Source organism: Carnobacterium gallinarum DSM 4847 (assembly GCF_000744375.1).
Lineage (GTDB): Bacteria > Bacillota > Bacilli > Lactobacillales > Carnobacteriaceae > Carnobacterium > Carnobacterium gallinarum.
Genome location: NZ_JQLU01000005.1, coordinates 2,945,506 through 2,971,378, shown reverse-complemented (window position 1 = coordinate 2,971,378; position 25,873 = coordinate 2,945,506). Strand labels below are relative to the sequence as shown.

The 25,873-nt window shown below is 35.0% G+C and carries 22 protein-coding genes; 2 read left to right on the top strand and 20 right to left on the bottom strand.

The genetic code is table 11. The annotated features are described in order from the left end of the window. Positions 1 to 66: 66 nt before the first annotated feature. The 8 genes from BR43_RS18465 to truB form a co-directional block, all read right to left on the bottom strand. Complete coding sequence (locus tag BR43_RS18465) at positions 67 to 543, bottom strand: NUDIX hydrolase (protein ID WP_034564699.1); 477 nt, start codon at positions 541 to 543, stop codon at positions 67 to 69. A gap of 33 nt (positions 544 to 576) precedes the next feature. Next, entirely contained in the window at positions 577 to 978 is a 402-nt protein-coding gene (locus BR43_RS18460; RefSeq protein WP_034564696.1) for a YbgA family protein, read from the bottom strand. A gap of 102 nt (positions 979 to 1,080) precedes the next feature. Then, positions 1,081 to 2,448, bottom strand: a complete 1,368-nt coding sequence (gene argH / locus BR43_RS18455; RefSeq protein WP_034564694.1) for an argininosuccinate lyase — start codon at positions 2,446 to 2,448, stop codon at positions 1,081 to 1,083. Between the two features lie 15 nt (positions 2,449 to 2,463). Then, positions 2,464 to 3,663 (bottom strand): argininosuccinate synthase, encoded by a 1,200-nt coding sequence (locus BR43_RS18450; protein ID WP_034564692.1) that lies wholly within the window; start codon positions 3,661 to 3,663, stop codon positions 2,464 to 2,466. Positions 3,664 to 3,876: 213 nt separating this feature from the next. Beyond that, positions 3,877 to 4,353, bottom strand: coding sequence for a nucleoside deaminase (locus BR43_RS18445; protein ID WP_034564690.1), 477 nt, complete (start codon positions 4,351 to 4,353; stop codon positions 3,877 to 3,879). Positions 4,354 to 4,374: 21 nt separating this feature from the next. Then, positions 4,375 to 5,559, bottom strand: a complete 1,185-nt coding sequence (gene hemW / locus BR43_RS18440) for a radical SAM family heme chaperone HemW (protein WP_034564688.1) — start codon at positions 5,557 to 5,559, stop codon at positions 4,375 to 4,377. 209 nt (positions 5,560 to 5,768) lie between these two features. Next, a complete protein-coding gene (gene ribF / locus BR43_RS18435; RefSeq protein ID WP_034564686.1) occupies positions 5,769 to 6,710 on the bottom strand; it encodes a riboflavin biosynthesis protein RibF in 942 nt (313 codons plus the stop codon). Positions 6,711 to 6,723: 13 nt separating this feature from the next. Further along, positions 6,724 to 7,644 (bottom strand): tRNA pseudouridine(55) synthase TruB, encoded by a 921-nt coding sequence (truB, locus tag BR43_RS18430; protein WP_084679981.1) that lies wholly within the window; start codon positions 7,642 to 7,644, stop codon positions 6,724 to 6,726. Between the two features lie 281 nt (positions 7,645 to 7,925). Between truB and BR43_RS18425 the strand changes: the two genes are divergently transcribed. Continuing rightward, the gene (locus BR43_RS18425; RefSeq protein ID WP_034564684.1) at positions 7,926 to 8,768 is read left to right on the top strand and encodes a DegV family protein; all 843 of its coding nucleotides are present in this window, start codon (positions 7,926 to 7,928) and stop codon (positions 8,766 to 8,768) included. A 35-nt stretch (positions 8,769 to 8,803) separates the two neighbouring features. Next, on the top strand, positions 8,804 to 9,712 hold the full coding sequence (locus tag BR43_RS18420; RefSeq protein WP_034564681.1) for a diacylglycerol/lipid kinase family protein: 909 nt from the start codon (positions 8,804 to 8,806) through the stop codon (positions 9,710 to 9,712). Positions 9,713 to 9,780: 68 nt separating this feature from the next. Here the strand turns inward: BR43_RS18420 and BR43_RS18415 are convergent, their stop codons facing one another. From BR43_RS18415 to BR43_RS18360, 12 genes are all read right to left on the bottom strand, one after another. Continuing rightward, positions 9,781 to 10,377, bottom strand: coding sequence for a hypothetical protein (locus tag BR43_RS18415; RefSeq protein WP_034564679.1), 597 nt, complete (start codon positions 10,375 to 10,377; stop codon positions 9,781 to 9,783). 377 nt (positions 10,378 to 10,754) lie between these two features. Continuing rightward, positions 10,755 to 11,102 (bottom strand): 30S ribosome-binding factor RbfA, encoded by a 348-nt coding sequence (rbfA, locus tag BR43_RS18410; RefSeq protein WP_034564678.1) that lies wholly within the window; start codon positions 11,100 to 11,102, stop codon positions 10,755 to 10,757. A gap of 69 nt (positions 11,103 to 11,171) precedes the next feature. Further along, positions 11,172 to 13,592 carry a translation initiation factor IF-2 gene (gene infB, locus BR43_RS18405; RefSeq protein WP_034564676.1) on the bottom strand — a complete coding sequence of 807 codons (2,421 nt, stop codon included), beginning with the start codon at positions 13,590 to 13,592 and terminating at the stop codon, positions 11,172 to 11,174. A gap of 15 nt (positions 13,593 to 13,607) precedes the next feature. Continuing rightward, a complete protein-coding gene (locus BR43_RS18400) occupies positions 13,608 to 13,913 on the bottom strand; it encodes a YlxQ-related RNA-binding protein (RefSeq protein WP_034564673.1) in 306 nt (101 codons plus the stop codon). Continuing rightward, positions 13,910 to 14,194, bottom strand: a complete 285-nt coding sequence (gene rnpM / locus BR43_RS18395) for an RNase P modulator RnpM (RefSeq protein ID WP_034564670.1) — start codon at positions 14,192 to 14,194, stop codon at positions 13,910 to 13,912. The genes BR43_RS18400 and rnpM overlap by 4 nt, the downstream gene beginning before the upstream one ends. A gap of 16 nt (positions 14,195 to 14,210) precedes the next feature. Next, on the bottom strand, positions 14,211 to 15,497 hold the full coding sequence (gene nusA, locus BR43_RS18390; protein ID WP_034564668.1) for a transcription termination factor NusA: 1,287 nt from the start codon (positions 15,495 to 15,497) through the stop codon (positions 14,211 to 14,213). 44 nt (positions 15,498 to 15,541) lie between these two features. After that, positions 15,542 to 16,015: a ribosome maturation factor RimP gene (gene rimP, locus BR43_RS18385; RefSeq protein ID WP_034564667.1), complete on the bottom strand. Its 474-nt coding sequence runs from the start codon at positions 16,013 to 16,015 to the stop codon at positions 15,542 to 15,544. A 217-nt stretch (positions 16,016 to 16,232) separates the two neighbouring features. Continuing rightward, positions 16,233 to 16,943: a Bax inhibitor-1/YccA family protein gene (locus BR43_RS18380; protein ID WP_034564665.1), complete on the bottom strand. Its 711-nt coding sequence runs from the start codon at positions 16,941 to 16,943 to the stop codon at positions 16,233 to 16,235. A 143-nt stretch (positions 16,944 to 17,086) separates the two neighbouring features. Further along, entirely contained in the window at positions 17,087 to 21,436 is a 4,350-nt protein-coding gene (locus BR43_RS18375; RefSeq protein WP_034564663.1) for a PolC-type DNA polymerase III, read from the bottom strand. A 118-nt stretch (positions 21,437 to 21,554) separates the two neighbouring features. Further along, a complete protein-coding gene (locus BR43_RS18370) occupies positions 21,555 to 23,261 on the bottom strand; it encodes a proline--tRNA ligase (protein WP_034564661.1) in 1,707 nt (568 codons plus the stop codon). A gap of 127 nt (positions 23,262 to 23,388) precedes the next feature. Further along, positions 23,389 to 24,660 (bottom strand): RIP metalloprotease RseP, encoded by a 1,272-nt coding sequence (gene rseP / locus BR43_RS18365; protein ID WP_034564659.1) that lies wholly within the window; start codon positions 24,658 to 24,660, stop codon positions 23,389 to 23,391. A gap of 13 nt (positions 24,661 to 24,673) precedes the next feature. Further along, entirely contained in the window at positions 24,674 to 25,819 is a 1,146-nt protein-coding gene (locus BR43_RS18360; protein ID WP_211252939.1) for a 1-deoxy-D-xylulose-5-phosphate reductoisomerase, read from the bottom strand. Between the last annotated feature and the right edge of the window lie 54 nt (positions 25,820 to 25,873).

Genomic DNA, 25,873 nt, shown 5'->3' with positions numbered 1-25,873 from the left:
TGGTTGAATACTCAAACAAATGATATCCCTTAAAACAAAGATTTCTCTAGCTACTTAATTAACATTCTACCATGGTGCTTTTTCAATAGATTGAAAGATGCCCGCTTCAAAATAACAGATAAAACGTTGTTTTTCATCTTTTTTCAACAATTCATTTAAGATAAACGGAATATTATCTGGCATTCCTTTATTTCCAGTAGTAAAAATCCAATCAATTTTCTTGAAATCTAGAATTCCTTCCCGTGTTGCCTGAGGAACTGTATAAATAAAGTCAAAATCAAGTTCTGCACCGTACAATTCCAACCCACCAGTTAACTTACCATCTTCAAACCAGGTCATTTGTCCCCCATAAAAAATATCATTATCAGCAAGTTTAATCTCTGTTTCTTCATATATCTCACGAACTGCACATTCTAAAGGTGTTTCTCCTATTTCTATTTTGCCACCTACGCCATTCCAGCGTCCCATCCAAGGATTTTTTTGACGATTTAGCAACAATATCTCATCATTTCTTTTTAAAAAACATAATGTATACATTCTCATAGTGATAACCTCTTTCATATAAATAGGTATAGTTTAGTTAGTTTTTAATGGATTTTCATTAAATAAAAAGTAGGAATTTAATAAGTAATCGACTTGATATTTCATAGCTAACATTCGTAAATTTTGCAGAACAATCTCTTGTTCAATTCGATTAAATTCAACATCTTGGATATTTTCCTGAACGGTTTCTTTTTCTTCTAAACTAGCCATTTTTTTAAAATAGCCCCACATATGTTGCGCCGTGTTAGTAAATGCACCTGTTGTTATTTCATGTTTTAAAGCCTCTGCTCGTAATTTGATATACTTTTCCTCAAATTCATAAATTGTCTTTTGTTCTTTAAAAAGTTGGCGCATTTGATTATAGTGTGTTTGAGAATGAGCCATAACTAAGTATTTAGAGCGGGCCCAGTCTATTTGAATTTCTTGTTTATCCATATTGTATCATTCCTTTTCATTCAATCATCTTACTCCTACAACCTTAACAAAAGCAACAAAAAAATGCCACTTGCTGATTTAGCCAAGTGACCTTTTATTCAACTATTTTTTAGCTGCTGCTATCGCTTTTTCCACTTCAGCAAACCCTGTACCACCTGCTGAATTCCGTCTAGCCACAGCAGTTTCCGAAGCTAAAAATTTATAAATATCAGCTTCAATAACAGAAGCCACTGCTTGATATTCTGCCAAAGATACATCTTGCAGATAAATGCCTTTTTTCGTGCAATCTAAGACTAATTTCCCGACAATTTCATGAGCTTGTCTAAACGGAATCCCTTTTGTCGCTAAATAATCGGCTAACTCTGTCGCATTAGAGAAATCTTTTTGCGTTGCATCTTTCATAATCTCTTCATTAAAAGTCATAGTTGCTAACATTCCATTAAAAATCTTAAGACTTTGCAACACCGTTGAAACTGTATCAAACATCCCTTCCTTATCTTCTTGTAAATCTTTATTATAAGCTAATGGAAGTCCTTTTAAAACCGTTAACAAGCTAAATAAATTGCCGTAAACACGCCCTGTTTTGCCACGAATCAATTCCGCCATATCTGGATTTTTCTTTTGTGGCATAATCGAACTTCCTGTTGAAAATGCATCCGTTAGCGTTGCAAATTGAAATTCATGACTTGTCCATAAAATAATCTCTTCACAAAAACGCGATAAGTGCATCATTAAAATACTACTATTACTCAGAAATTCGAGAATAAAATCACGATCACTTACACCATCCAAACTATTTGCATAAATATCAGAAAAGCCTAATAATTCTGCTGTATAGTAACGGTCAATAGGAAAGGTTGTGCCTGCTAATGCCGCAGAACCAAGAGGTGAAAGATCAATTCGTTTTAAACTTTCCTCAAGTCGCTCAAGATCTCGCTGGAACATACTATGATACGCCATTAAATGATGACCTAGCGAAATTGGTTGTGCATGTTGTAAATGAGTATAACCAGGCATAATTACGTTAATATTGGCTTCGGCTTTATTCACCAAAGTGGTTAATAATTCACTTAACACTTCATTGATCGCAATTACTTGATATTTCAGATACAAATGCATATCCGTCGCAACTTGATCATTTCGACTTCTGGCTGTATGCAATTTCCCCGCAACTTCCCCAATTTCCTCATACAATAATTTCTCCATATTTAAATGAATATCTTCATTGGATACTGTAAAAGTTAATTGATTATTCTCAAGTTTTGTGAATAGTCTTTCCAAACCTTTGCGAATTTCCTCTGCTTCCTCTGCTTGAATAATCTGACATTTCCCAAGCATTTTTACATGAGCCAAGCTACCTAACAGATCTTCTTTAGCTAATTTTTGGTCAAACTCTATTGATGCGCCAAATTGATCCACCCACGCTTCACTTTGTTCTTCAAAACGACCACCCCATAATTTATTGCTCATTTACTCACCTCATTTTCACTTAATTTTATTCAAAACCTCCGCACTAACTTGTGTAGGCAACCCCCACAACTTAATAAAGCCAACTGCGGCATCTTGATCAAATGTATCTGCTGATGTATATGTCGCTAGCTCTTCATTATACAATGAATTAGCTGATTTTCTCCCTTCAACAATGGCATGTCCCTTGAATAATTTTACCCGAACTGTACCATTTACATATTTTTGTGTAGTTTTTAAAAAAGCTAATAAGGCTTCTGTTAAAGGATTAAACCACAATCCGTTGTAGATCATCTCAGTGATTTTTTGTTCAATTAATGGTTTAAAATGAGCAATATCACGAACAAAAGTTAAATCTTCTAATTCCTTATGAGCTGTCATTAATGTAACTGCCCCTGGTGCTTCGTAAACTTCACGAGATTTAATTCCAACCAACCGATTCTCAATATGATCAATCCGACCCACACCGTGCTTTCCAGCAACTTGATTTAATTCAATAATTAAGTCTGATAGTGAGTAGGTTTTGCCGTCAATTGCAATTGGAACTCCCTCAGCAAATTCAAGCTCAATAATATCAGGTGTATCAGGTGTTGTTTCCAAACTAGCTGTTAGTTCATAAGCTTCTTCTGGTGGTGCAATCCATGGATTTTCTAAAACACCACATTCATTGCTTCTCCCCCAAAGATTTTGGTCAATTGAAAACGGATTATCTAAATCAATCGGTACTGGTATTTCATGCTTTTGTGCATACTTAATCTCTTCTTCTCTTGACCATTTCCACTCACGAACTGGAGCAATCACTTTGATGCTTGGTGCCAATGAGTGAATCGCCACTTCAAATCGAACTTGGTCATTGCCTTTTCCAGTACAACCATGAGCAATAGCTGTTGCTTGCTCTTTTTCAGCAATTTCTACTAATTTTTTAGCAATCAAGGGACGAGATAAAGCGGAAATCAACGGATACTTCCCTTCATAGTAAGTATGAGCTTGTAAAGCGACTAAAGCAAAATCCATAGCAAACTCTTCTTTTGCATCAATTGTATATGACGCGGAAGCTCCCATTGCTAAAGCTTTTTCTTTAATAAAATCTAAGTTCTTTCTTTCACCAACGTCTAAGCAACATGCAATAACATCGTATCCTTCTTCTAGTAACCATTTAATTGCAACTGAAGTATCTAATCCACCTGAATAAGCTAATACAATTTTTTCTTTTGTCATATACTTTTCCACTCCTCATTTTCATACTCATTTAAATATGACTGTATCATAGCACTAACAAAAGATTAAAACAAGATTAAAAATGGTTTTTTATACTATTTATTGAATTTTTTAAGCTTTATAAGCTTTTTTTATGTATATTTATTACTTTTATGCATTTTTAACGAAAAATAAAAAAGACTCATTAGCATCATCTGCTAACAAATCTTTCCTTTAATTCCAATATCCTTGATGAACTGCTGCCGCCTCTTCTTCCAAACTTGGAAATGGACCAACGACTTCAATCGCCTTTTGACCGCGAGCAATAATCTCACTACTTGGTAAATTTAACGTTGGATTTTGATCATCATCCCCAGTTAATTCCAATAAACGTTTTTCAGTCATGGCAAACACAATTTTTCCAATGTTTCCCCAATAAATAGTTCCAGTACACATCGCACAAGGCTCAGCCGTGGTGTACAAAGTACACTCCCACAGAAATTCCTTTGAGTATTCCTGAGAAGCTCTTGCTGCTAAAGAGGTTTCTGCATGTCCAGTACAAATATTTTCAGTAATTTCAATATTTTCTTGTTCCATCAAAATAGTACCCTGAGCATCAATTAATAATGCTCCAAAAGGTGTATTTCCATGTTGACGTGCATTTCTCGAAACTTCAATACAGCGTTTCAAATAAAATTCATGACTCTCCATTTGACAATCAACTCCATCTTTTTACTTATTTTTCTGATCTCCATCACTCAATAAAAAGGCTTGAAAAACTTCATTTCCTAAAAATTTCCCTCTAGGTGTTAAACGTAGCCATTCTTCTGTAACTTCTACTAGTCCATCGGCCACTAGCTCATTAATGATTTCACCATAAATTGAAAAAATAGATTGTTGAAATTTATCAAAAAAGTGAGCAATATTGACCCCTTGCAATTTACGCAAACCTAAAAATAGCTCCTCTTCAACTTTTTCTTCAAGAGAAAGTTCTTGGCTTCTTAAAATTGGCAATTTATTTTCTCTTAATGGTTTTAAATAATGTTGAATTGGACCATTATTTTGATAACGATGTCCTTCAAGATAGCCATGGGCTCCAGCACCAAATCCATAATATTTTTCATTTTTCCAATAGATCAAATTATGTTGTGATTCAAAACCTGGTAACGCATAATTGCTAATCTCATATTGTTTACGTCCTTTGGCAGCCATTTGGTCAATCGCCATCTGGTACATATTCGCTTCCGCATCCTCCGTAGGCAAAGGTAATTTCCCTTGACGCATTAAATTATAAAAAATTGTTTTATTTTCTAAGATCAATGAATACGTTGAATAATGTGGCAAATCTAAGGCTAAGGCTTTTTCCAAACTATCTTGAAAATCCGCTTCTGTTTGACCAGGCAAACGATAAATTAGATCAATACTAATATTTTCAAAACCAACTTGTCGCGCGTTGGCGATAGATTGATACACGTCTGAAACGCGGTGAATGCGCCCAATTTTTTTCAATAAATCATCGTTAAATGATTGAACTCCCATACTTAACCGATTGACACCATGATCATGCAAAACCTTTAATTTTTCAACAGATAAATCACCTGGATTCGCTTCAAAGGTAAATTCATTGCCTAATTGAAAAGGTAATATTTCCTTCATTCCTGTTAAAAGTCGGTCTAATTGTTGCTCATTTAACGTTGTAGGAGTTCCTCCTCCAACATAAATAGTTTCAATCTTTTCGTTTTTTTGTTGTGCCATTGTTAACTGCATTTCTCTTAGCAATAAATCAACATATTCATCTACTGGTTGGCCTTCTAAGAAAACTTTATTAAAGTCACAGTAAAAACAAATATGTTCACAAAATGGTATATGGATGTACGCTGCCGTACTATTATCCTTCACTTTTCTCTGATCTAACATTTTATAGCCTCCAAAATTAAAATCTATCTAACACTTTTACAAGCTATGTTCACTACTTAATAGTGTAACATATTTTTGTATAATCTTATATTCGCTTATTTGAAGATCCTATCTCACTTAAATGTATTTGTAATTTTAATTATGTCAGCTTAATCAACATCAATGATTGATAAAGAAAAAGAATCCTTTTTCAAGGATTCTCTATTTTATTATTTTCCTTTAAAATAGTTTGCTGTATCTAACTCATCTTGTTTTAGCTGTTTGATTAAATCCTCAACAGAATCAAATTTTAATTCATCACGTAAATGGTGATACCACGCAACTTCCACCTGTTCTCCATAAATATCTTCATTAAAGTCTAAAATATAGACTTCAACTGTCATTGGACGATTATCGCCAAATGTAATATTATATCCAATTGATGCCATTCCAATATGCCATTGATGACCAAGTTTAATTTTAACAGCATAGATTCCTGCTTTTGGTAAACGAACACCACTCACTACTTGAATATTTGCAGTTGGAAAACCTAATAAACGACCTCTAGCATCTCCATGAACTACTCGTCCTGGCACTTGATAAGCATAACCTAATAACGCATTGGTCGTTTCCATATTGCCTTCAGCTAACTCTTTACGAATACGAGTAGAACTAATCTTTTGATCTTCAGTTGTTTGTTTTTCAATCACAACTACTTCAAAACGATTGTCTGCATATTTAGGCAAATGATCCATATCTGCAATTTCTTTAGGTCCATAAGTGTAATCAAAACCTGCTACCACTACTTTAGCATGTAAATCAACCATATACTGATTGACAAAATCGACTGGCGGTAAACTAGCAAAACTTGATGTGAACTCAATAATATAAAAAATATCTACTTCTAAATCAGCCATCAATTCCTCTTTACGTTCAAGAGTTGACAAATAATTCATTTTATCCGGATCAATTTTTTGAAACACAATTGATGGATGTTGATTAAATGTCATAACGGCTAATTTCAATTTTTTTTCATTGGCAATTTTTTTTGCTGTTTTAATGACTTTCTGATGACCTAAATGAACCCCATCAAAAAAGCCCATTGCTAAAACAATATCTTCTTGAGGAATTTGATTCATGTCATAGGGATGATGAATTTCAATAACTTTCATATTCTGATACTCCTTATCCAATTTCATTTCTTAAAACTTTAACAGGTTTTAAAAGTTCTGGTTTGCTAGGATGCTCATTATAAATACTACATGCTTGACCTTCGTAGGTTACAACAAACGGCATAGATGGAATTTCAGCGTAATCATTTTTCAATAAAACCGCTCCATCTTTCACTTTTTGCCAGACTGCAAAAGAAATTTCAATAGACGGCAATTCTTTTAAACCATATTCTAAAGGAAATAATTTTGTATCCATGGTTTGTTGATCTACAGCTTCCTGAACTTGCGCTAAGGTCACACAATCTCCCGCTTTAAACGAACCGCTTAAAATTCGTGTTAAGTCTGACATATGTGCTGGATAGCCTAACGCTTCACCTAAATCAACAGCAAGTGTCCGGACATAAGTTCCTTTGCCACATTCTACTTCAAAACGCCAACTCACTGTTCCTTCAATTTCATTAAAAACTGGTTCAGTTGTTCTAATGAATTTTTTTATGTTAGCTTGACGTTTAGGACGTTCCACTGTCTCACCATTCCGAGCATATTCATACAATCGTTTGCCATTTACCTTTACAGCTGAGTACATCGGTGGAATTTGAGTAATAATCCCTTCCATATTTAACATCATTTGATCGATAGCTGACAGTGTTGGCGGAACTAAAACACGTTTAGTCGCTACAACTTCACCACTTTTGTCTTCTGTCGTAGTAGAATAGCCCAGCGTAATTTCACCAATATACGCTTTTCCAGTCTCCATCATATATTCAACAACTTTAGTAGCTCGACCTACACAAATAGGCAATACGCCATCCACATCTGGATCTAAGGTACCAGTATGTCCAATTTTTTTAGTTTGCAAAATTTTTCTTAATTTAAAGACGCAATCATGACTTGTCATGCCACGCTCTTTCCACAGTGGGAGAATTCCTTCCACGATACACCCCTACTTTCTTTTCATAACCATACAATTATAACATAGTTCTGAAAATCATTAAACTTTCGATTCTTAAATTTTGGCTAAAGTATCCTTGTTTTAAATAATTTTGATGTCTTTTTAATGGAAAATTTGTTATTCTTAGAAAGTAGGCAGTTAGCTGACTGAATAATTACTCACTAATCAATAATGACACATAGTAACAAACCATAACGAATTAACAAGAGTAGCTTATTCAGAATAATTCACTAACATTGTCTATTTATCTAAGGAGGTAACTTATGTCGAATATTAAAATTGTAACGGATTCCACAGTTCAGTTGTCAAAAGCTGAGATTGAAAAATATCAAATTACCGTAGTACCTTTAAACGCAATGATTGATAGTGTTGTGTACGTTGATGAAGAAACGATTACTAAAGAAGAATTTTTAGAAAAAATGAATGCTAGTACAGAATTACCAAAAACATCACAACCAGCGATTGGTTCATTTGTAGATGCCTATCAAAAATTAAGTGCAGATGGTAGTCAAGTTTTATCTATTCATGTAACTGAAAAATTAAGCGGAACCGTACAAGCGGCTCACCAAGCTTCTAATTTAACTAAAGGAAAAATTACCGTTATTGATTCAAAATTCATTGATCGAGCAATGGCTTTTCAAGTAATTGCTGCTGCTAAAATGGCGCAGGCTGGCGCTGACTTAGCTGAAATTTTAGCAAAATTAGATACTATTCGTAATAAAACAGATCTTTATATTTGTGTGGTTAATTTAGATAATCTAATTAAAGGGGGGCGGATTGGTCATACCATGGGAAAAATCTCAAACTTCTTAAATATTAAATTAATGCTTCGCTTAACACCAAATGGTTTAGAACCTGATACTAAAGGTCGTGGCATGCGTTCTATGCAAAAACGTGTGGATAAAATGATTGAAGATATGAAGAAAACCGCTGGTATTAAAGCAATTGGTATTACACATATTGGTCTAACTCCTTTTAATGAAGAAATTGTTGCTAATTTTAAGAAAAACTTCCCTGGAGCTGAGTTTTTTATTGCCTATGCTAGTCCAAGTATTATGACTCATGCTGGAAGAGATGCCTTTTCTATAATGTATTTAACGAATTAAAAACTTAACGCTTATGTAGAAAGAAGATGGACTTAATGAAAAATGTCATGCTCATATTTAATCCTGCTTCTGGTAAAAGCCAATCTGAAAATATTGCAAAGCAAGTAAAAATTTTTTTAGAAAAGGAAGACACCCAGTGCGAAGTTAAACTAATGGGTACACAAAATGAAAGCGATGCAACTAAATTTGCCAAGGAGGCTGCTGAACAGAAGTTTGATTTGGTTGTTTCTATTGGTGGGGATGGTACTATTAGCGACATTGTTAGTGGTCTATCACCCTATGAACAGCGTCCAAAATTAGGCATCATTCCGGCTGGAACCGTCAATAATTTAGCTCGTGTTTTAAAAATTCCACTAAAAATTGAAGATGCTATTAAAAATCTGATAACGGGTGGAAAAACACCAATGGATGTTGGACAAGTCAATGAGGCTTATATGATTAGCACATTAACTATTGGTGTTTTAGCTGATGCGGCGCTCTCCGTTAGTCAAAAGGAAAAACAAAAATTTGGTCCTTTTGCCTTTTTATTCAAAGGTGGAAAAATTTTATTGCGTCATAAACATTATTCATTAAGAATTCAAGAAGATACAGATGAATGGAATGGTGCTGCCCAATTAGTTTTGATTACTATGACTAATTCAGCTGGCGGTTTTCCTTTTTTAGACCCAGATGCCCGGATTGATGATGGTTATTTTCACGTATTTATTGTACCAGAACTTTCATTTATAAATTCATTAAAGTTCTTCCCTTACTTTATCAGTGGAAATGCTAAAAAAATTCCAAATTTAACGTATATTAAATCAAAAAAACTAACAATTACTGGACCAAAAACAAAAAAAGAAGTTCGTTCTCGAATAGACGGAGATCCTTCTGAAAAAGTGCCTTTAAAGATGAGAGTTTTAGAAGGTCATATTCAAGTTCTCGCTCCTACAAAAGAAAATTAACTAACGAAAAAGCTAAAGAATCTCAAAGAATTTAACTTCTTTGTCTGTTCTTTAGCTTTTTAAGTAGCCTATTTTTCAATTACTAAAAATTCTTTTTCGGCCAAATCTAACAAAAGTGGATTTGTTTGAACAATAGCCCATTTTTCAATCCGACGATTTGCTTCTCTTTCCTCTTCATCTCCAGCCCAACAAGCGTATAATTCAACCTTATCTGTAGTTGCAAAACATGTTTCTAAAATGGCCATCAATCCTTCTTGCTGAACTTGATTCACCATTCTCGCTTCATCCATCATTTGCTCGTATTGTTCAACTTGTTGAACGCTATATTCACTAGCGGACTCTGTATCATTTTCAATCGGCTCCCAAACTGGAAAATCTGAACATTCGTATACATAATTTGTTGTAAAATGTTTTTTTATTAAAGATGATTCGGCCAAATTTAGCAACTCAAATCCACCTACAATTTCTTTTTCAGTATCATAAAAAGCAATCTGATCTAATGTAATCGTTTCATCATCTAATTGAGCTTGTAAATAGCTTAACACCATATCATCAGTGACACCCTTATCTAACGTATCTCTAGCAATCATTGCTACAATTGCTTCATTTTGAGGTGTAGCTACGGTTAATTCCTTTTCTGTTCCAATATAAGCATATAAACTCATTTTTTTGCAACTCCTTCAAATTTCAATTCAAACTTATTATAACAAATTGTGACGCCACTACCTAGTTCTAATTAAAATAATTTTCTATTAATTGATACATCAGATAAAATTTCTACTAAATGATTTAAATCAATTAGAAAATCAGTTTAATAAAGAAGATACTCCACAAAGATGAAGGAAGTATTCAAATTAATAATTTGCATTTACTTTTAACATCATCAAAAATATCAATCACCTTTTGCTATTTCCTTAGCCAAAGGAAGTAAAATCTATACTTTTAGCTAACTTAATATAGTTTCTAGCTTATAAATAATAAAAAAATGAGTTACTAATTTCTGTCTAAATCACAAAAAATTAGTAACTCACTTTATTTTTATCTACTCTTTATTCAAATCACGTAATAATTCATCTATTCGATTGCCATAAGCAACTGACTCATCACGTTGGAAGCTAAGTTCAGGTGTTTTATACAACGTTAAGCGTTGACCTAACTCTTTACGAATTAACCCAGCTGCTTTTTCAAGTCCTGCCTGAGCTTTTTCAGCATCACTAGCTTTATCCGATAAAATACTATAATAAATTGTCGCTTGTTGTAAATCTCCCGTTACTCGTACATCAGTAATATTTACATCTTGTACGCGCGGATCACGAACGCGTTTTTTCAAAATATCATTTACTTCTCTTTGAACTTCTTGAGTAACACGACCAAGTCTATGATTTGCCATGATTCAATCCCTCATTTCATTCTAATAGTTGTTGCCTAGCTTTTACATACTAGGTAACTTTTCTTACATTTATTTACGTTTAATTTCAACCATTTCATAAGCTTCAACAACATCATCCATTTGGACATCATTGAAATCTTTAATCATGATTCCACATTCAAATCCAAGTTTAACTTCTTTCGCATCATCTTTAAAACGTTTCAAACTAGCTAATTCGCCTTCAAAAATAACAATGCTATCACGAATTAAACGAATACTACTGCTACGTTTAATCACGCCTTCTGTTACATAACCACCAGCAATCGTTCCAACTTTAGAAACTTTAAAGGTTTCGCGAATAAGAACTTGACCAGTAATCTTTTCTTCAAATTCAGGATCAAGCATCCCTTTCATTGCAGTTTCAATCTCATCAATTGCATTATAGATAATGCGGTGTAGACGGATATCAACAGCTTCTTGTTCTGCTTGAATTCTAGCTTGTGGTGTCGGACGAACGTTAAACCCAATAACGATGGCATTACTTGCTGCAGCTAACGTAATATCACTTTCATTGATTGCTCCAACAGCTGTATGAATAATCTTCACACGAACGCCTTCCACTTCAATTTTTTGTAAACTAGCAGCTAACGCTTCAACAGAACCTTGTACATCAGCTTTAATAATAACGTTAACTTCTTTTAACTCACCCTCTTGTAAGCTATCAAATAAATTGTCAAGCGTTACACGGTTTGTTACTGAACGTTGTTCAACAGCGGCACGTTTTGCACGCTCTTCACCAGCAGAACGTGCTGTCTTTTCATCTTCAAAGACAACAAAACGATCTCCAGCTTGTGGAGCATTATTTAAACCTGTGATTTCAACTGGAGTTGCTGGGCCAGCTACTTTCACACGGCGACCGATTTCATTCGCCATTACACGAACACGACCAAAAGTATTTCCAACTACAATTGGATCACCAACATGTAATGTTCCTTCTTGTACTAACAGAGTTGCAACTGGACCTTTGCTCTTGTCTAAACGAGCTTCAATCACAGTACCTAATGCTAAACGAGTTGGATCTGCTTTTAATTCTTGAACTTCTGAAACTAATAAAATCATTTCTAATAGCTCATCTAAGTTTTGTTGGAATTTAGCTGAAATCTCAACAAAAATCGTTTCACCACCCCATGATTCAGGAACTAAACCATGCTCGGTTAATTCTTGCATCACACGTTCTGGATTTGCGCCAGGTTTATCAACTTTATTTACGGCTACAATAATTGGAACATCTGCCGCTTTTGCATGGTTGATTGCTTCAACTGTTTGTGGCATTACACCATCATCAGCTGCAACAACTAAAACCGTGATATCTGTAATTCCAGCACCACGAGCACGCATTGTTGTAAAGGCCGCATGTCCTGGTGTATCTAAGAAAGTAATTGGTTTGCCATTAACATCTATTTGGTATGCACCGATATGTTGTGTAATCCCACCGGCTTCACCAAGACTAACTTTAGTGTTGCGCAATGAGTCAAGTAACGTCGTTTTACCATGATCGACGTGTCCCATAATTGTCACAACTGGTGGACGAGTAACTAAAGCATCTTCATTTACTTCTTGATCAAAGTAAACATCTAAATCTGAAACATCTAGATTGATTTTTTCTTCAGCTTCAATTCCATAATCTGTTGCTAATAATTCAATTGCATCTTTACCTAATGCTTGATTTAATGTTGCCATTACACCAAGTAGGAATAATTTTTTAATAATCTCTGCTGGCTCACGATAGATTTTTTTAGAAATATCTGCAACAGTCATACCATCAGAGTAAACTAACACTTCTGGTAATTCTTTAAACTTACGTGGTACTGGTGGAGCCACTGGTTTTGTTTCGCCACTACGACGTTTTTTCTTTCTAAAATTGTTACGGTTGTTATAACCACCTTGATAGCCACCACGATTTCCACCTTGACCGCCACGATTACCTTGATAACCACCTTGTCCACCACTACTATTACGGTTTCCACCTTGAGTATTAGAATTGGTGTTTGTATTCGTGCCTTGTCCTTGACTAGCTGGACGTGCAGTTGTTGATTTCGCTGCTGGACGGTTATTCGTTGTTGCAGGTTTTTGCCCTTGTGTATTCTTTGTAGCACTATTATTTTGCCCTTGAGCTGGTTTCGCTGCTGGACGAGTATTCGTTGTTTTATTCGGTGTTGATTTACTTGCATTTTGTCCACTACCTTGAGTTGGACGCTTCTGATTATTCTCTTTAGAGTTCGTAGTGTTACCCCCTTGTCCACTTGAGTGTGGACGGTCTGATTTTTTATTTTGTGGTGTTGCTGGTTGTTTCGTTTTAGTAAAAACTTGATCTAATTGTTGAACTTGTTTATCATCCATTGATGCCATATGATTTCCAAGTTCAATTCCCAATTCTTTTGCTTTTTCAATTACACGCTTACTAGACATATCATGCTCTTTTGCATATTCATGAACACGTTTTTTTACCATGTAATCACCCTCCAATTATATTGATAATAACTCTCGAAATTTCTTTGCGAAGCCTTTATCGATAATTGTGCAAATGGTTCGTTCCTTTCCAATCGCTTGACTCAATTCCAATTTGGTAAAACGAACAGTGACTGGCACTTCATAGTGCTGACCTTTATCTGACAATTTTTTCCGGGTATTCTCACTTGCATCTAATGCAACAATGACTAGCTTCGCATTCCCGTTTCTAATCTCTTTAATACTTAAATCCTCACCTGTAACTAATTTACCAGCACGCTGAGCCATTCCAAGCAGATTTAAGACTTTTTGTTCATTGGTCATAAACTCATCCGTGCTTTCTGACGAGTCACATAATCCAACAATTCTTGATAAAATTCATCAGAAATTGTTGCCTCTAAATGACGATCTAATATATGTTTATCCCAAGCGGCTTGAACAACTTCTGGCTCAATAGAAACATAAGCTCCACGTCCAGGTAGTTTTCCTGTTGGATCAAGGGCTACAACGCCTTCTTTGTTTCTAACAATCCGAATCATTTCTTTCTTCGGTCTCATCTCGTTAGTGACAACACATTTGCGCATTGGAACTTTTCGCTTTTGCATCTATTTATCCCTCCAATTATTCTTCGATTCCGTCACGCTCTTCGGCTAGTTCAATCATATTTTCTGCATCTTCAGGATTTAGGATATTTTCTTCTACTTCAGAATTTAATTCTTCCGCTTCATCTAATTCTGCACTATCTTCTAAATCTTCAAAGTTTTCAATGACTTCCTCAGCATTCATTTCTGACTCAATTGCTAACGTTTCTTCAACTGCTTCAGCATAATCCACTGCTTCTTCCATTCCTGCTTCTTCTTGAGCATCTAATAAAGCTGCCATATCTGATTCAGATTTAATATCAATTTTATATCCAGTTAACTTAGCAGCTAAACGGGCATTTTGACCACGTTTTCCGATAGCTAATGACAATTGATAATCTGGAACCACAACGACACAGCTTCCTTGTGCTTCGTTAAATGTAACATTGACAACTTGTGCAGGATTTAAAGCATTCGCAATATAAACTGCTGGATCTTCGTTCCATTCTACAATATCCATATTTTCGCCTTTTAACTCATTCACAATTGCTTGAACACGTTGCCCCTTTGGCCCAACACAAGTTCCAACTGGATCAATATTAGCATCTCTTGACATAACCGCTACTTTAGCACGATCACCAGCTTCACGAGCAATCGAAACAATTTCAACTGTTCCATCATAAATCTCAGGAACTTCTTGTTCAAATAGACGTTTTAATAAATCTGGATGACTACGACTTACAAAAATTTGTGGACCTTTTGATGTATTTTCTACTTTCGTCACATAAACTTTGATTCGGTCATGAGCTTTATATGTTTCATTTGGAATTTGTTCTTGCTTCGATAGCACCGCTTCGATTTTCCCTAAATTCACATAGATATAACGATTATCTTGGCGTTCTACGATTCCTTGCATAATATCGTTTTCGTAAGCAACAAACTCATTATAAATAATACTGCGCTCTGCTTCACGAACACGTTGCATAATCACTTGTTTTGCTGTTTGAGCAGCAATCCGACCAAAATCTTTTGGTGTCACTTCAAAGCGAATCTTATCACCGATTTCGTACGCTTTATTGATGTCCATTGCATCTTCAATACTCACTTCTAAACGAGAATCAAAGACCACCTCTACAACTTCTTTTACTGCATAAACATGAATATTGCCTTTTTTCATGTCAAATTCAACTTCAACATTTTGTGCTTGGCTATAATTTCTTTTATAAGCAGAAACTAAAGCAGCTTCTAGGGCTTCAATCACAATTTCTTTAGCAATCCCTTTTTCAGTTTCTAAAGCATCAAGAGCATTTAACATTTCTTTGCTCATTATTTTCTTCTCTCCTGTCTACAGTAATTTAATTCTAGTCATCGTTAAAATTTAATTGCTAATCTTGCTTTTGCAATTTTCTTACGATTGAATTCCATGTCTTTTTCTCTAGTTTTAATACGAATTGTTACTGTTAGACTATCTTCAGTTACTTCTTTTAACGTTCCTTCGTACATCTTTTCACCGTTGACTGGTTCATACAATGAAATATTCACATATGAGCCAATTGCATTTTGATAATCTTTTTCTTTTTTTAATGGTCTTTCTGCTCCTGGAGAAGATACTTCCAAGAAATACATTTGAGGAATTGGATCTGGTTGAATACTATCCATCTTTTCACTGATTTTCTCACTGATTAATGCACACTCTTCAATGTCAATTCCACCTGGTTTATCAATATAGGTTCTTAAAAACCAGTTTTTACCTTCTTTTACAAATTCCACGTCAACTAATTCAAAATTGAATTCGTCAACGATTGGTTGAACAATATTCTTGACCGTATCAACCACATTACTCAATCTCATCGCCTCCTTTAGACACTTTTCACCCGACTGCCGAAAAAGAGTGAGCGTCGCCGCTCACTCTCTACAGGATATCTAAATACACTAACTATAATAGCATGTTTTCATAGTATTTGCAACTAAAGTCACGGTTCTTATTGGATTTTAATCGTTGCTTTTATTTATAGAATAAACTTTTGTATCTTCTATGAATTTGACTAAGTAGTTCTTGCTTTTAGCGACGTTTCCCAAAAATACGTAACAACGCAATGAAAATGTTAATAAAATCTAAGTATAATTCTAACGCACAATTGATTGCAATGCTATTGGCCATCTCTGTTTCACCATAATGTGCATACAAAACTTTACATTTTTGTGTATCATAAGCTGTTAAACCAGAAAAAATAATCACGGTAATAATTGATAAAATAAAGTCACCTGTTTCACTTTGTAATAAAACTAAATTAACTACTGAAGCAATAATTAATCCAAGCAAAGCACTCAATAAAGCCCCACCTATACCTGACAAATCTTTTTTTGTCACAAAGCCAAGTAAACTCATTCCACCAAATGTAACTACGGTAGATAGAAATGCATTTAAAATGCTTGAATCTGTATATGCTAACAAGATAACCGACAATGTGATTCCACTAACAACTGAATACAATATATAACCACTAATTGTTACAGGAGTACTTTTTAGTTTTCCATTTTTTATTCTTAATGAAAAAACTAAAATAAATTCTAAAATCACAAATCCCCAAATAATTAATCCATTCGTATTATAAACTAATGTCCAAAAAAATTGAGAAATAAAACTATTAGTATACAACAATACAAAAGAAGTGGCTGCGCTTAAAAACAGTCCTGCAGCAACCCAAGCGTATACTTTTGCAAAAAATCTCCCTAGCCCTGTTTGACTGGCTACTTGATACTCATTATTCATTAAAATATCCTCCTTAAGATACTTTTTATTTTTCTTACCTTTAAATAATATCATCAATTCCAATTTAAATAAAGACTATTATTAAATAAAAAAGCCCATTGTTGTTACAATTAGTAACAACAATGGAACCTAAATTTCTTTACTTACATCATATCAAATAAAGATAATTGATTTTCATCAGGTAAATCTTTTAAGACATTATTTTCAGTCATATATTCAATTAATGTTTTAGAAACTTTCCCGCGAGTTGCCAAATCTTCCTTAGATAAGAATTTTTTCTCTTCACGAGCGATACAAATTTGATTCGCAACGTTGGCTCCTAAACTAGGAACCGCTCTAAATGGTGCAATTAAAGAGTTGCCTTCAATAACAAAATCATTTGCATCAGATTTGTATAAATCAATCATTTTAAATTCAAAACCACGTTCAACCATTTCATTACACAATTCTAAAACTGTCAATAGATTTTTTTCTTTAGTTGAAGCATCTAAACCTTTGTCATTAATTTCTTTCATTTTTGCTTTAATTGCTTCTTTTCCTTGACTCATAGCGACTAAATCAAAATCACTAGCCCGAACAGAAAAATAGGCTGCATAGTACAGAATTGGGAAATGAACTTTGTAATATGCTACCCGTAATGCCATCAATACATAGGCTGCCGCATGGGCTTTTGGGAACATATACTTAATTTTCAAACACGAATCAATATACCATGTAGGAATTTTTTCATCTCGCATTGACTTTTGCCAATCATCAGGAATCCCTTTTCCTTTACGCACACTTTCCATAATTTTAAAGGCCAAGCCATCATCTAGACCATTATGAATCAAATAAACCATGATATCATCCCGACAACCAATAACTTGTGACAACGGTATATCTTTTAAGCGAATGAGCTCTTCGGCATTGCCTAACCAAACATCAGTCCCATGAGATAATCCAGAAATTTGTAGTAGCTCAGCAAAGGTCGTTGGTTTTGTTTGTTCTAACATTCCACGCACAAAACGAGTCCCAAATTCAGGAATTCCTAATGTTCCAGTGTTTGATTCAATTTGCTTAGCTGTCACACCTAGAATATCTGTTCCACCAAAAATCTGCATGACATCCGGATCATCTGTAGGAATCGTTTTAGGATCAATTCCAGATAAATCTTGTAGCATCCGAATGACAGTGGGATCATCGTGTCCCAGTATGTCGAGTTTTAGCACATTATCGTGAATCGAATGGAAATCAAAATGGGTGGTCTTCCATTCAGAGTCTTGCGCATCTGCAGGGAATTGAATAGGTGTAAAATCATAGACATCCATATAATCAGGAATAACAATAATCCCCCCAGGATGCTGACCAGTTGTCCGTTTTACACCAGTTGATCCTTTAGCTAAACGATCAATTTCAGCTGCACGGAAGTTTAGATTTAAATCTCGTTCATAACCTTTCACAAAACCATAGGCAGTTCGATCGGCTACTGTACCAATAGTTCCAGCACGATACACATATTCTTCACCAAAAAGAACTTTAGTATAATTATGAGCTTCTGATTGATAATCACCAGAAAAGTTTAAATCAATATCGGGTACTTTATCCCCATGGAACCCTAAGAACGTTTCAAAAGGAATATCATGACCATCTTTAAATAAGCGAGCGCCACACTTAGGACAAGCCTTTTCGGGCAAATCATACCCTGAACCAACAGAGCCATCTTCAAAGAATTCTGAGTATTGACACTCTGGGCAACGATAATGTGGTGGCATTGGATTTACTTCGGTAATCCCCGTCATGGTTGCAACAAAGCTAGAACCAACGGAACCACGAGAACCAACTAAATAGCCATCATTAACACTTTTATGCACCAATTTTTGCGAGATTAAATAAATAACTGAGAATCCATTTCCGATAATACTTTTCAGTTCTTTTTCAATTCTTTTTTCAACGATGTCAGGTAATTCTTCTCCGTATAAGCGATGTGCTTCATCGTAACTTAACTTGCGGATTTCATCTTCTGACCCTTCAATTTTAGGTGTATACAAATCCGTTTTGACTGGCGTAATATCATCATCTACCATATCCACTACTTTTTGTGCATTCTCGACAACAATTTGCTCAGCTACTTCTTTACCTAGAAAACTAAATTCCTTCAACATTTCATCAGTCGTTCTAAAATGAACTTCTGGTAAACTACTTCGATTCAGCGGATTCGCTCCACCTTGAGAATGAATCAAAATCTTACGATAAGTCGAATCTTCTGGATTCAGGTAATGAACATTTCCGGTTGCAACAACTGGTTTGTCTAGTTCATTTCCCATCCGCACAATATTTCGCATAATTTCTTCTAAATCTTTAACATTTTTTACTAATTCCCGTTCAATTAGAGGTGCATAAACAGGTTTTGGCATAACTTCTAAATAATCATAAAATTTTGCTCGATTTTTTGCTTCTTCATAACCCTTCTGCATCATGGCTTCAAAAATCTCGCCTGAACTACAGGCTGAACCTACTATTAAACCTTCACGTAGTTCACTTAATTTTGATCGTGGAATTCGTGGAATACGATAAAAATAATTGACCATCGACATCGAAACTAATTTAAATAGATTTTTCAGACCATCTTGACTAGTCGCCAGAATTGTCGCATGAAATGGACGCGCTCGTTTGTAAGAATCCCCTTCACCAATATGCTTATTTAAATCATCATGATATTCCATATCATGTTCTTCTTTCGCTTCTTTAATAAATATCCAGCATAACTGACCGGTAGATTCCGAATCATAAATAGCTCGGTGATGTTGTTCCAGATTAACGCCATAACGCTTTGCCAACGTGTTTAGACGATGACTTTTTAATTGTGGATGTAAGAAACGTGACATTTCCAATGTATCAATCACGGGATTTTCCGCTTCTGGAATAGCATATTTACCGTAGCTGGTATTTAAGAACCCCATATCAAAGCTAGCATTATGAGCAACTAAAATATCGTTGCCAGAGAATTCCTTAAATAGACGTAAAACTTCTTCTTCTGATTTAGAACCTCGCACCATATCATCGGTAATTCCAGTCAGATTAATAGTTGTCTGGGATAATGGGTGTCCTGGATCAATAAATTGTTCAAAGGTATCAATAATATTGCCTTTGTACATTTTCACTGCAGCTAACTCAATAATTGTATCGTAAACTGCAGAAAGTCCAGTTGTTTCCACATCAAAAACTACATAAGTCGCTTCATTTAATAATCGATGCTCAGGATTATAAGCAATTGGAACACCATCATCAACAATATTCGCTTCAATTCCATATAAAATCTTTACTCCATGTTTTTTCCCAGCATGATACGCATCTGGAAAGGATTGTGCTCCACCATGATCGGTAATTGCAATAGCCGGATGCCCCCATTTGCCAGCTTGTGCTACTAAATCTGAAATATTATTCGTAGCATCCATTTGACTCATATTACTATGCAAATGCAATTCAGACCGTTTTTTGCCTTCTTCAGCAGTATCTTTACGAGTTTCATGACTGACTTCGCTGATATCTTGCGCATTCATCACTAAATCACGCATAAAGTTATCTTCTTGAACAGAGCCTCTCGCTCGAACCCACATCCCTTTTTTCAATGCAGCAAAAACAGCTTCATCTTCTGGTGAGTTAGAGAATTTTTTAACTGAGAACGAGGAAGTATAATCGGTAATTTTTAAGATCAGTATTTGACGCTCGGAACGTAAGACACGAACTTCCACATCAAAAACATATCCTTCAATTGTTACACGACGTTCTTCTTCAATAATCTCGGACATTGGTTTAATTTCTTCTTTATCATTAATCGCACGTCCTAATGTTAGCTTGCCTTTAGGTAAATTAGCTACTTTATTGTCGCCACCGTTACGTTTACGTTCTTCATCGGCTTTTTGTAAGTTATCTGCAGCACGTTCTGCTAAAAGATTCTCTGCCTCTTCGCGTTTCGCTTTAAATTCAGTTAGTTTAGCTTGGTTCGCTTCTTCATCAATCACTGGTTCAATTCGGAATTTTGGAAAACCTAAACGTTGATATTCTGCTTCAACAGGTGGTAAATATTGATTCGTCAAATGTCCTTTGACAACTTCATTCTCAACATATAATTGAATTTTTTTTAGATTTAAAACCGGCAATTGTTCTCGAAAAAGTTGATTGATGATAGGCGAAGAAACCCCACTACGCTTCACTGCTTCTGGCCAATAATGTTCTAATTTTTCAAGAGTTACTTGCGGATTCTCCGTCTCAATAGAAAACGAAACATTGGCAATTGACCGGAATGCAATCTGTAGTCGTTCTGAAAGGTTTTGATAAATTTCAAATGGCAGGATTTCTTGAAAAAAGAAATGGAAATGCCATATCTTCGATTGCTTATGCACAGTTACTTTTTGGATACTAGCCTTTTCAAAATAAGGACGGTACTCTATTTCCTGGTGCAAATCAATTTGCTCCAATAATTTTTGAAATAGTTCTTCTTGACTTAAACTCATAGGATACCCCTTCCTTTGGATTGCCTTGCTACTATATGTTAAAGATTGACGTTGGAAAAAGGCACACTTCCTAAAAAGGTGCCTTTTTCTTTAACTATTTTATTGTATCATATTTTGACTAGTTTGCGTTTAATAAAATATTTAAGGTATCAATTAATTCTTCTTTTTTCACTTCGATTGTTTCACCAGTTTTACGTAGCTTAATTTCCACAATTCCTTCAATCGCTTTTTTCCCAACTGTAATCCGAACAGGTAATCCAATTAAATCTGAATCAGCAAATTTAACACCCACACGTTCATTTCGATCATCCATTAAAACAGACAAACCAGCTGCTTGCAATTCAGCATAAAGGCTATCAGATAATGTTGTTTGATCTTCAGCTTTCATGTTTACTGGAATTAAATGTACTTCATATGGTGCAATATTTCTTGGCCAATTAATGCCACGATCATCTGCTTGTTGTTCCACAATTGCAGAAAGCAATCGACTAACACCAATCCCATAACAACCCATAATCACTGGAATTGAACGACCATTTTGATCTAAAATCGTTGCATTCATAGATTCACTGTATCGTGTACCTAATTTGAAGATATGTCCGATTTCAATTCCTTTAGTAAATTTAATGACTCCTTGCCCATCTGGAGATAATTCTCCTTCTAAAACAAATCGTAAGTCTTCATAACTTTCAACTTTAAAATCACGATCTGGATTTACATTAATATAATGGAAACCATCTTCATTTGCTCCACAATTAGCATTCGCCAAGTCCTGAACATAACGATCCCCAATAATTCTAACTTCTTCATTCACTCCAATTGGTCCTAGTGAACCAAATCCAGCACCTAACCATTTAGCCGACTCTTCATCTGTCGCTAACTCTAAGAAATCTGCGCCTAAGAAGTTTTTCAATTTTACATCATTGACTTCATGGTCTCCACGAATAACAACTAAAACAGGTTTTTCATCCGCAACAAAGAGCATACTTTTAATCACACGGCTTGTTTCAACTTCTAAAAAGGCTGCAACTTCTTCAACTGTTTTAGCATCAGGCGTTGCTACTTTTTCTAATTCTTTTTCAATTTCATGAGATTTCTTACGCATATAGAAATTTGTTGCCATTTCTAAGTTTGCTGCGTAATCACTGGCATCCGAATAACAAATCGTATCTTCACCAATATCTGAAATCGCCATAAATTCCTTAGAATCTTTTCCTCCCATTGCACCACCATCACCGATAATACTACGGAACTCCAAACCACAACGTTCAAAGATACGATTATAAGCTTGTTCAAACTGACGATATCCTACATCTAAGCTCTCATCGCTATCATGGAAAGAATAAGCATCGTTCATAATAAATTCGCGACCACGTAATAAACCAAAACGAGGACGTTTCTCATCACGGAATTTTGTTTGAATCTGATACAATGACAAAGGCAAACGTTTGTAAGAATTGATTTCATCACGAATTAACGTCGTAAAAGCTTCTTCATGAGTTGGTCCTAATAAGAAATCACGGTTGCTACGATCTTTTAAACGCATTAAATTTGGTCCATAAGTTTCATAACGACCAGATTCTTCCCATAATTCTTTTGGTAACAAAGAAGGCATCAACATTTCAACCGCATCAATTTTTTCAAATTCTTCACGGATAATAATTTTTAATTTCTCTAAAACTAAATTTGCCAATGGCAAGTAGCTGTATACTCCACTAGAGATTTGACGAATATAACCTGCTCTTAATAGCATTTGATGACTAATAACCTCAGCATCGTTTGGGACTTCCCTTAATGTAGGGACAAATAATTTTGACTGTTTCATTCTTTTTTCTCCTTTAATCGAAAAACAATACAGCTTCTTCCATTACTGAATCAGCATTTTTTGTTAATCGTGTAAAATATATCCTTTTATGATAACCCAACACTCTTCTAAAAACTATACAAACTGTTTAAAAGAAGAATTTTTGTAAATCATTCCACGTAACAAAAATCATTAATAACATCATTAAACCAAAGCCAATCATGGTAATAATTCCTTCTTTATCTGGATCTAATGGTTTCCCACGAATCCCTTCAATAAAATTCAGAACTAATTTTCCACCATCTAAAGCTGGAATTGGCAATAAATTGACAATTCCTAGATTAATACTTAACACTGCTAAAAAGTTAAAGACGTACATTGGTCCTAATTTAACAACTTGATCGGTTGCGGCATAAATACCAACTGGTCCAGAGAAAACTTTAAACCCTTTAGTAAAAATCGAACCTAGCCCAACAAAAATCTGAACCATTACTGACCACGTATGTGTAAAACCAAATGTGATTTTAGCTAAAAACGACTTTTCAACATAAGGGCTAACCCCAATCATTCCAACAGTTTTTTCTTTATCAATTTTATTTGATTTTGGAGTTACAGGAATAACTTTCACTACGCCACCATCGGCATTTTCAATTTCAAGATCAATTTTTTTATCAGGATTTGCTTGAATAGCAGCTACTACATCCGCCCATTTATCCGTTTTCTTTCCTGCTACAGATAAAATTCTATCCCCAGTAACTATTCCAGATTTTTTAGCAATACCGTCAGCTTCCACTTCACCAACACGATTATCTGAACTAAGCACTCCACCTTGAATAAAAGCCAAAATTGTAAAAGCAATAATTGCCAGAATAAAGTTGTTCATTGGTCCAGCAAAATTCGTCATCATACGATTAGGCAAACTTGCTGATTGAAATTGAACATCAATCGGTGCAATCTGTACTTCTGTTCCATCCTCTTCAATAATTGTTGCATCATGAAAAACAGGATAACGAACTAATTCATCTTCGTTGCCAGCTAAATAGCCTTCAACGAATAATTCTTTTTCTAAATCAATCGAAACAACTTCCATCGGAACGGCTTCCATTAATTGGGTTTTCTTTGAGGTATTAATTGTTGTTACAATGCCCTCTGAATTAATAACTAGCCCAATTGGCATTCCTGGTTTAATCTCAGTCTCTTCTTCCCCATACCCAGCCATACGTACATAACCGCCAATAGGTAGAATTCTTAATGTATACGTTGTCCCATTTTTCCGATATGAAAAAATTTTAGGACCAAATCCAATCGCGAATTCACGAACAAGGATTCCAGATCGTTTTGCAAAATAAAAGTGTCCATATTCATGAACAACAACTAAAATGCTAAAAACTATCAAAAATGTAATAATAGTTGTTACCATATAATTCGCTCCTTTATAGCCAACTTTTGACCAAATTTCTTGTTTCTGTGTCTACTGTAAGAATGGTTGTTAAATCTGGATGCTTCACATAATTTTCCATCTTAATTGCTTTTTCTACGTAGGTTTCAATCGCCAAAAACGGTATTTCACCCGCAATAAAAGCAGCAGTAGCAATTTCATTAGCCGCATTCATCATTGTTGGGGCTGTTCCTCCCATTTTACCTGATTCGTAGGCTAATGCCAATAAGGGAAATCGTTGAAAATCCATTTTTTCAAAATGAAGTGCACCAATCGTTGTTAAATCAAAGGGTTTTGGTTGTTTCATGGGAATTCTACGGGGATAAGAAAGAGCATATTGAATTGGCTCTCGCATATCACTGGCTCCCATTTGTGCCATTACTGCACCATCAACAAAATGAACCATTGAATGAACAATACTTTCTTTGTGTAAAACAACTTTAATTTTATCATAATCTAAACCAAATAACCAATGAGCTTCGATTACTTCTAAACCTTTGTTCATCATCGTCGCTGAATCAATTGTAATTTTTTGTCCCATTGACCAATTTGGATGTTTCAATGCATCTGATAATGTAACGTTTTCCAATTCAAGACGGCTTTTTTCTCTAAAACTACCGCCTGAAGCCGTTATCATCAACTGGTCTACTTCTGCTAGTCGTTCCCCTTGTAGGCATTGAAAAATAGCCGAATGTTCACTATCAACTGGCAATAGTTGTACATTCTTACGTCGAGCCAAATCCGTAACAATTGAGCCTGCCATCACTAACGTTTCCTTATTGGCAAGTGCAATGGTCTTACCTAACTCGATTGCAGTCAAAGTAGGTAATAACCCTACGCTGCCACTTACAGCCGTTAAAACTATATCAATCTCTGGCAAAGCCACTATTTCAGATAATCCTTCCACTCCATATGTAAAGATTACATTTGGAAATTCTAAGCTCAATTCATTTGCTAATGCTTGAGTACCAACTGCTACCATTTTTGGCTGCAATAGTCGAATTAATTCTCGTCCTTTCTTCACATTTTGATAAAAAGAAAGTGAATTTATTTTAAATTTATCTGGATGAGCCATTACAACCGCAATTGTATTCTCTCCAACTGAACCCGTGGCACCCAACAAGCTTATTTTTTTCACCATACAATAAAAGTAGCTATCAAATGACGACAACTACTTTTTCACTTCCTTTCAACG

Excerpts from the sequence above, each read along its gene's own strand:
- rbfA (WP_034564678.1), bottom strand. The coding sequence starts at position 11,102 with ATGGCAAATCATAGACTTGGTCGTGTTACTCAAGAAGTTCAAAGAGAA.
- BR43_RS18445 (WP_034564690.1), bottom strand. The coding sequence starts at position 4,353 with ATGGAGAGTCATGAATTTTATTTGAAACGCTGTATTGAAGTTTCGAGA.
- infB (WP_034564676.1), bottom strand. The coding sequence starts at position 13,592 with ATGGTAAAAAAACGTGTTCATGAATATGCAAAAGAGCATGATATGTCT.
- argH (WP_034564694.1), bottom strand. The coding sequence starts at position 2,448 with ATGAGCAATAAATTATGGGGTGGTCGTTTTGAAGAACAAAGTGAAGCG.
- BR43_RS18360 (WP_211252939.1), bottom strand. The coding sequence starts at position 25,819 with ATGGTGAAAAAAATAAGCTTGTTGGGTGCCACGGGTTCAGTTGGAGAG.
- BR43_RS18420 (WP_034564681.1), top strand. The coding sequence starts at position 8,804 with ATGAAAAATGTCATGCTCATATTTAATCCTGCTTCTGGTAAAAGCCAA.
- hemW (WP_034564688.1), bottom strand. The coding sequence starts at position 5,559 with ATGTTAGATCAGAGAAAAGTGAAGGATAATAGTACGGCAGCGTACATC.
- BR43_RS18450 (WP_034564692.1), bottom strand. The coding sequence starts at position 3,663 with ATGACAAAAGAAAAAATTGTATTAGCTTATTCAGGTGGATTAGATACT.
- BR43_RS18375 (WP_034564663.1), bottom strand. The coding sequence starts at position 21,436 with ATGAGTTTAAGTCAAGAAGAACTATTTCAAAAATTATTGGAGCAAATT.
- BR43_RS18425 (WP_034564684.1), top strand. The coding sequence starts at position 7,926 with ATGTCGAATATTAAAATTGTAACGGATTCCACAGTTCAGTTGTCAAAA.
- BR43_RS18465 (WP_034564699.1), bottom strand. The coding sequence starts at position 543 with ATGAGAATGTATACATTATGTTTTTTAAAAAGAAATGATGAGATATTG.
- BR43_RS18415 (WP_034564679.1), bottom strand. The coding sequence starts at position 10,377 with ATGAGTTTATATGCTTATATTGGAACAGAAAAGGAATTAACCGTAGCT.
- ribF (WP_034564686.1), bottom strand. The coding sequence starts at position 6,710 with ATGAAAGTTATTGAAATTCATCATCCCTATGACATGAATCAAATTCCT.
- BR43_RS18400 (WP_034564673.1), bottom strand. The coding sequence starts at position 13,913 with ATGACCAATGAACAAAAAGTCTTAAATCTGCTTGGAATGGCTCAGCGT.
- rseP (WP_034564659.1), bottom strand. The coding sequence starts at position 24,660 with ATGGTAACAACTATTATTACATTTTTGATAGTTTTTAGCATTTTAGTT.
- BR43_RS18380 (WP_034564665.1), bottom strand. The coding sequence starts at position 16,943 with ATGAATAATGAGTATCAAGTAGCCAGTCAAACAGGGCTAGGGAGATTT.
- nusA (WP_034564668.1), bottom strand. The coding sequence starts at position 15,497 with ATGAGCAAAGAAATGTTAAATGCTCTTGATGCTTTAGAAACTGAAAAA.
- rnpM (WP_034564670.1), bottom strand. The coding sequence starts at position 14,194 with ATGCAAAAGCGAAAAGTTCCAATGCGCAAATGTGTTGTCACTAACGAG.
- BR43_RS18460 (WP_034564696.1), bottom strand. The coding sequence starts at position 978 with ATGGATAAACAAGAAATTCAAATAGACTGGGCCCGCTCTAAATACTTA.
- BR43_RS18370 (WP_034564661.1), bottom strand. The coding sequence starts at position 23,261 with ATGAAACAGTCAAAATTATTTGTCCCTACATTAAGGGAAGTCCCAAAC.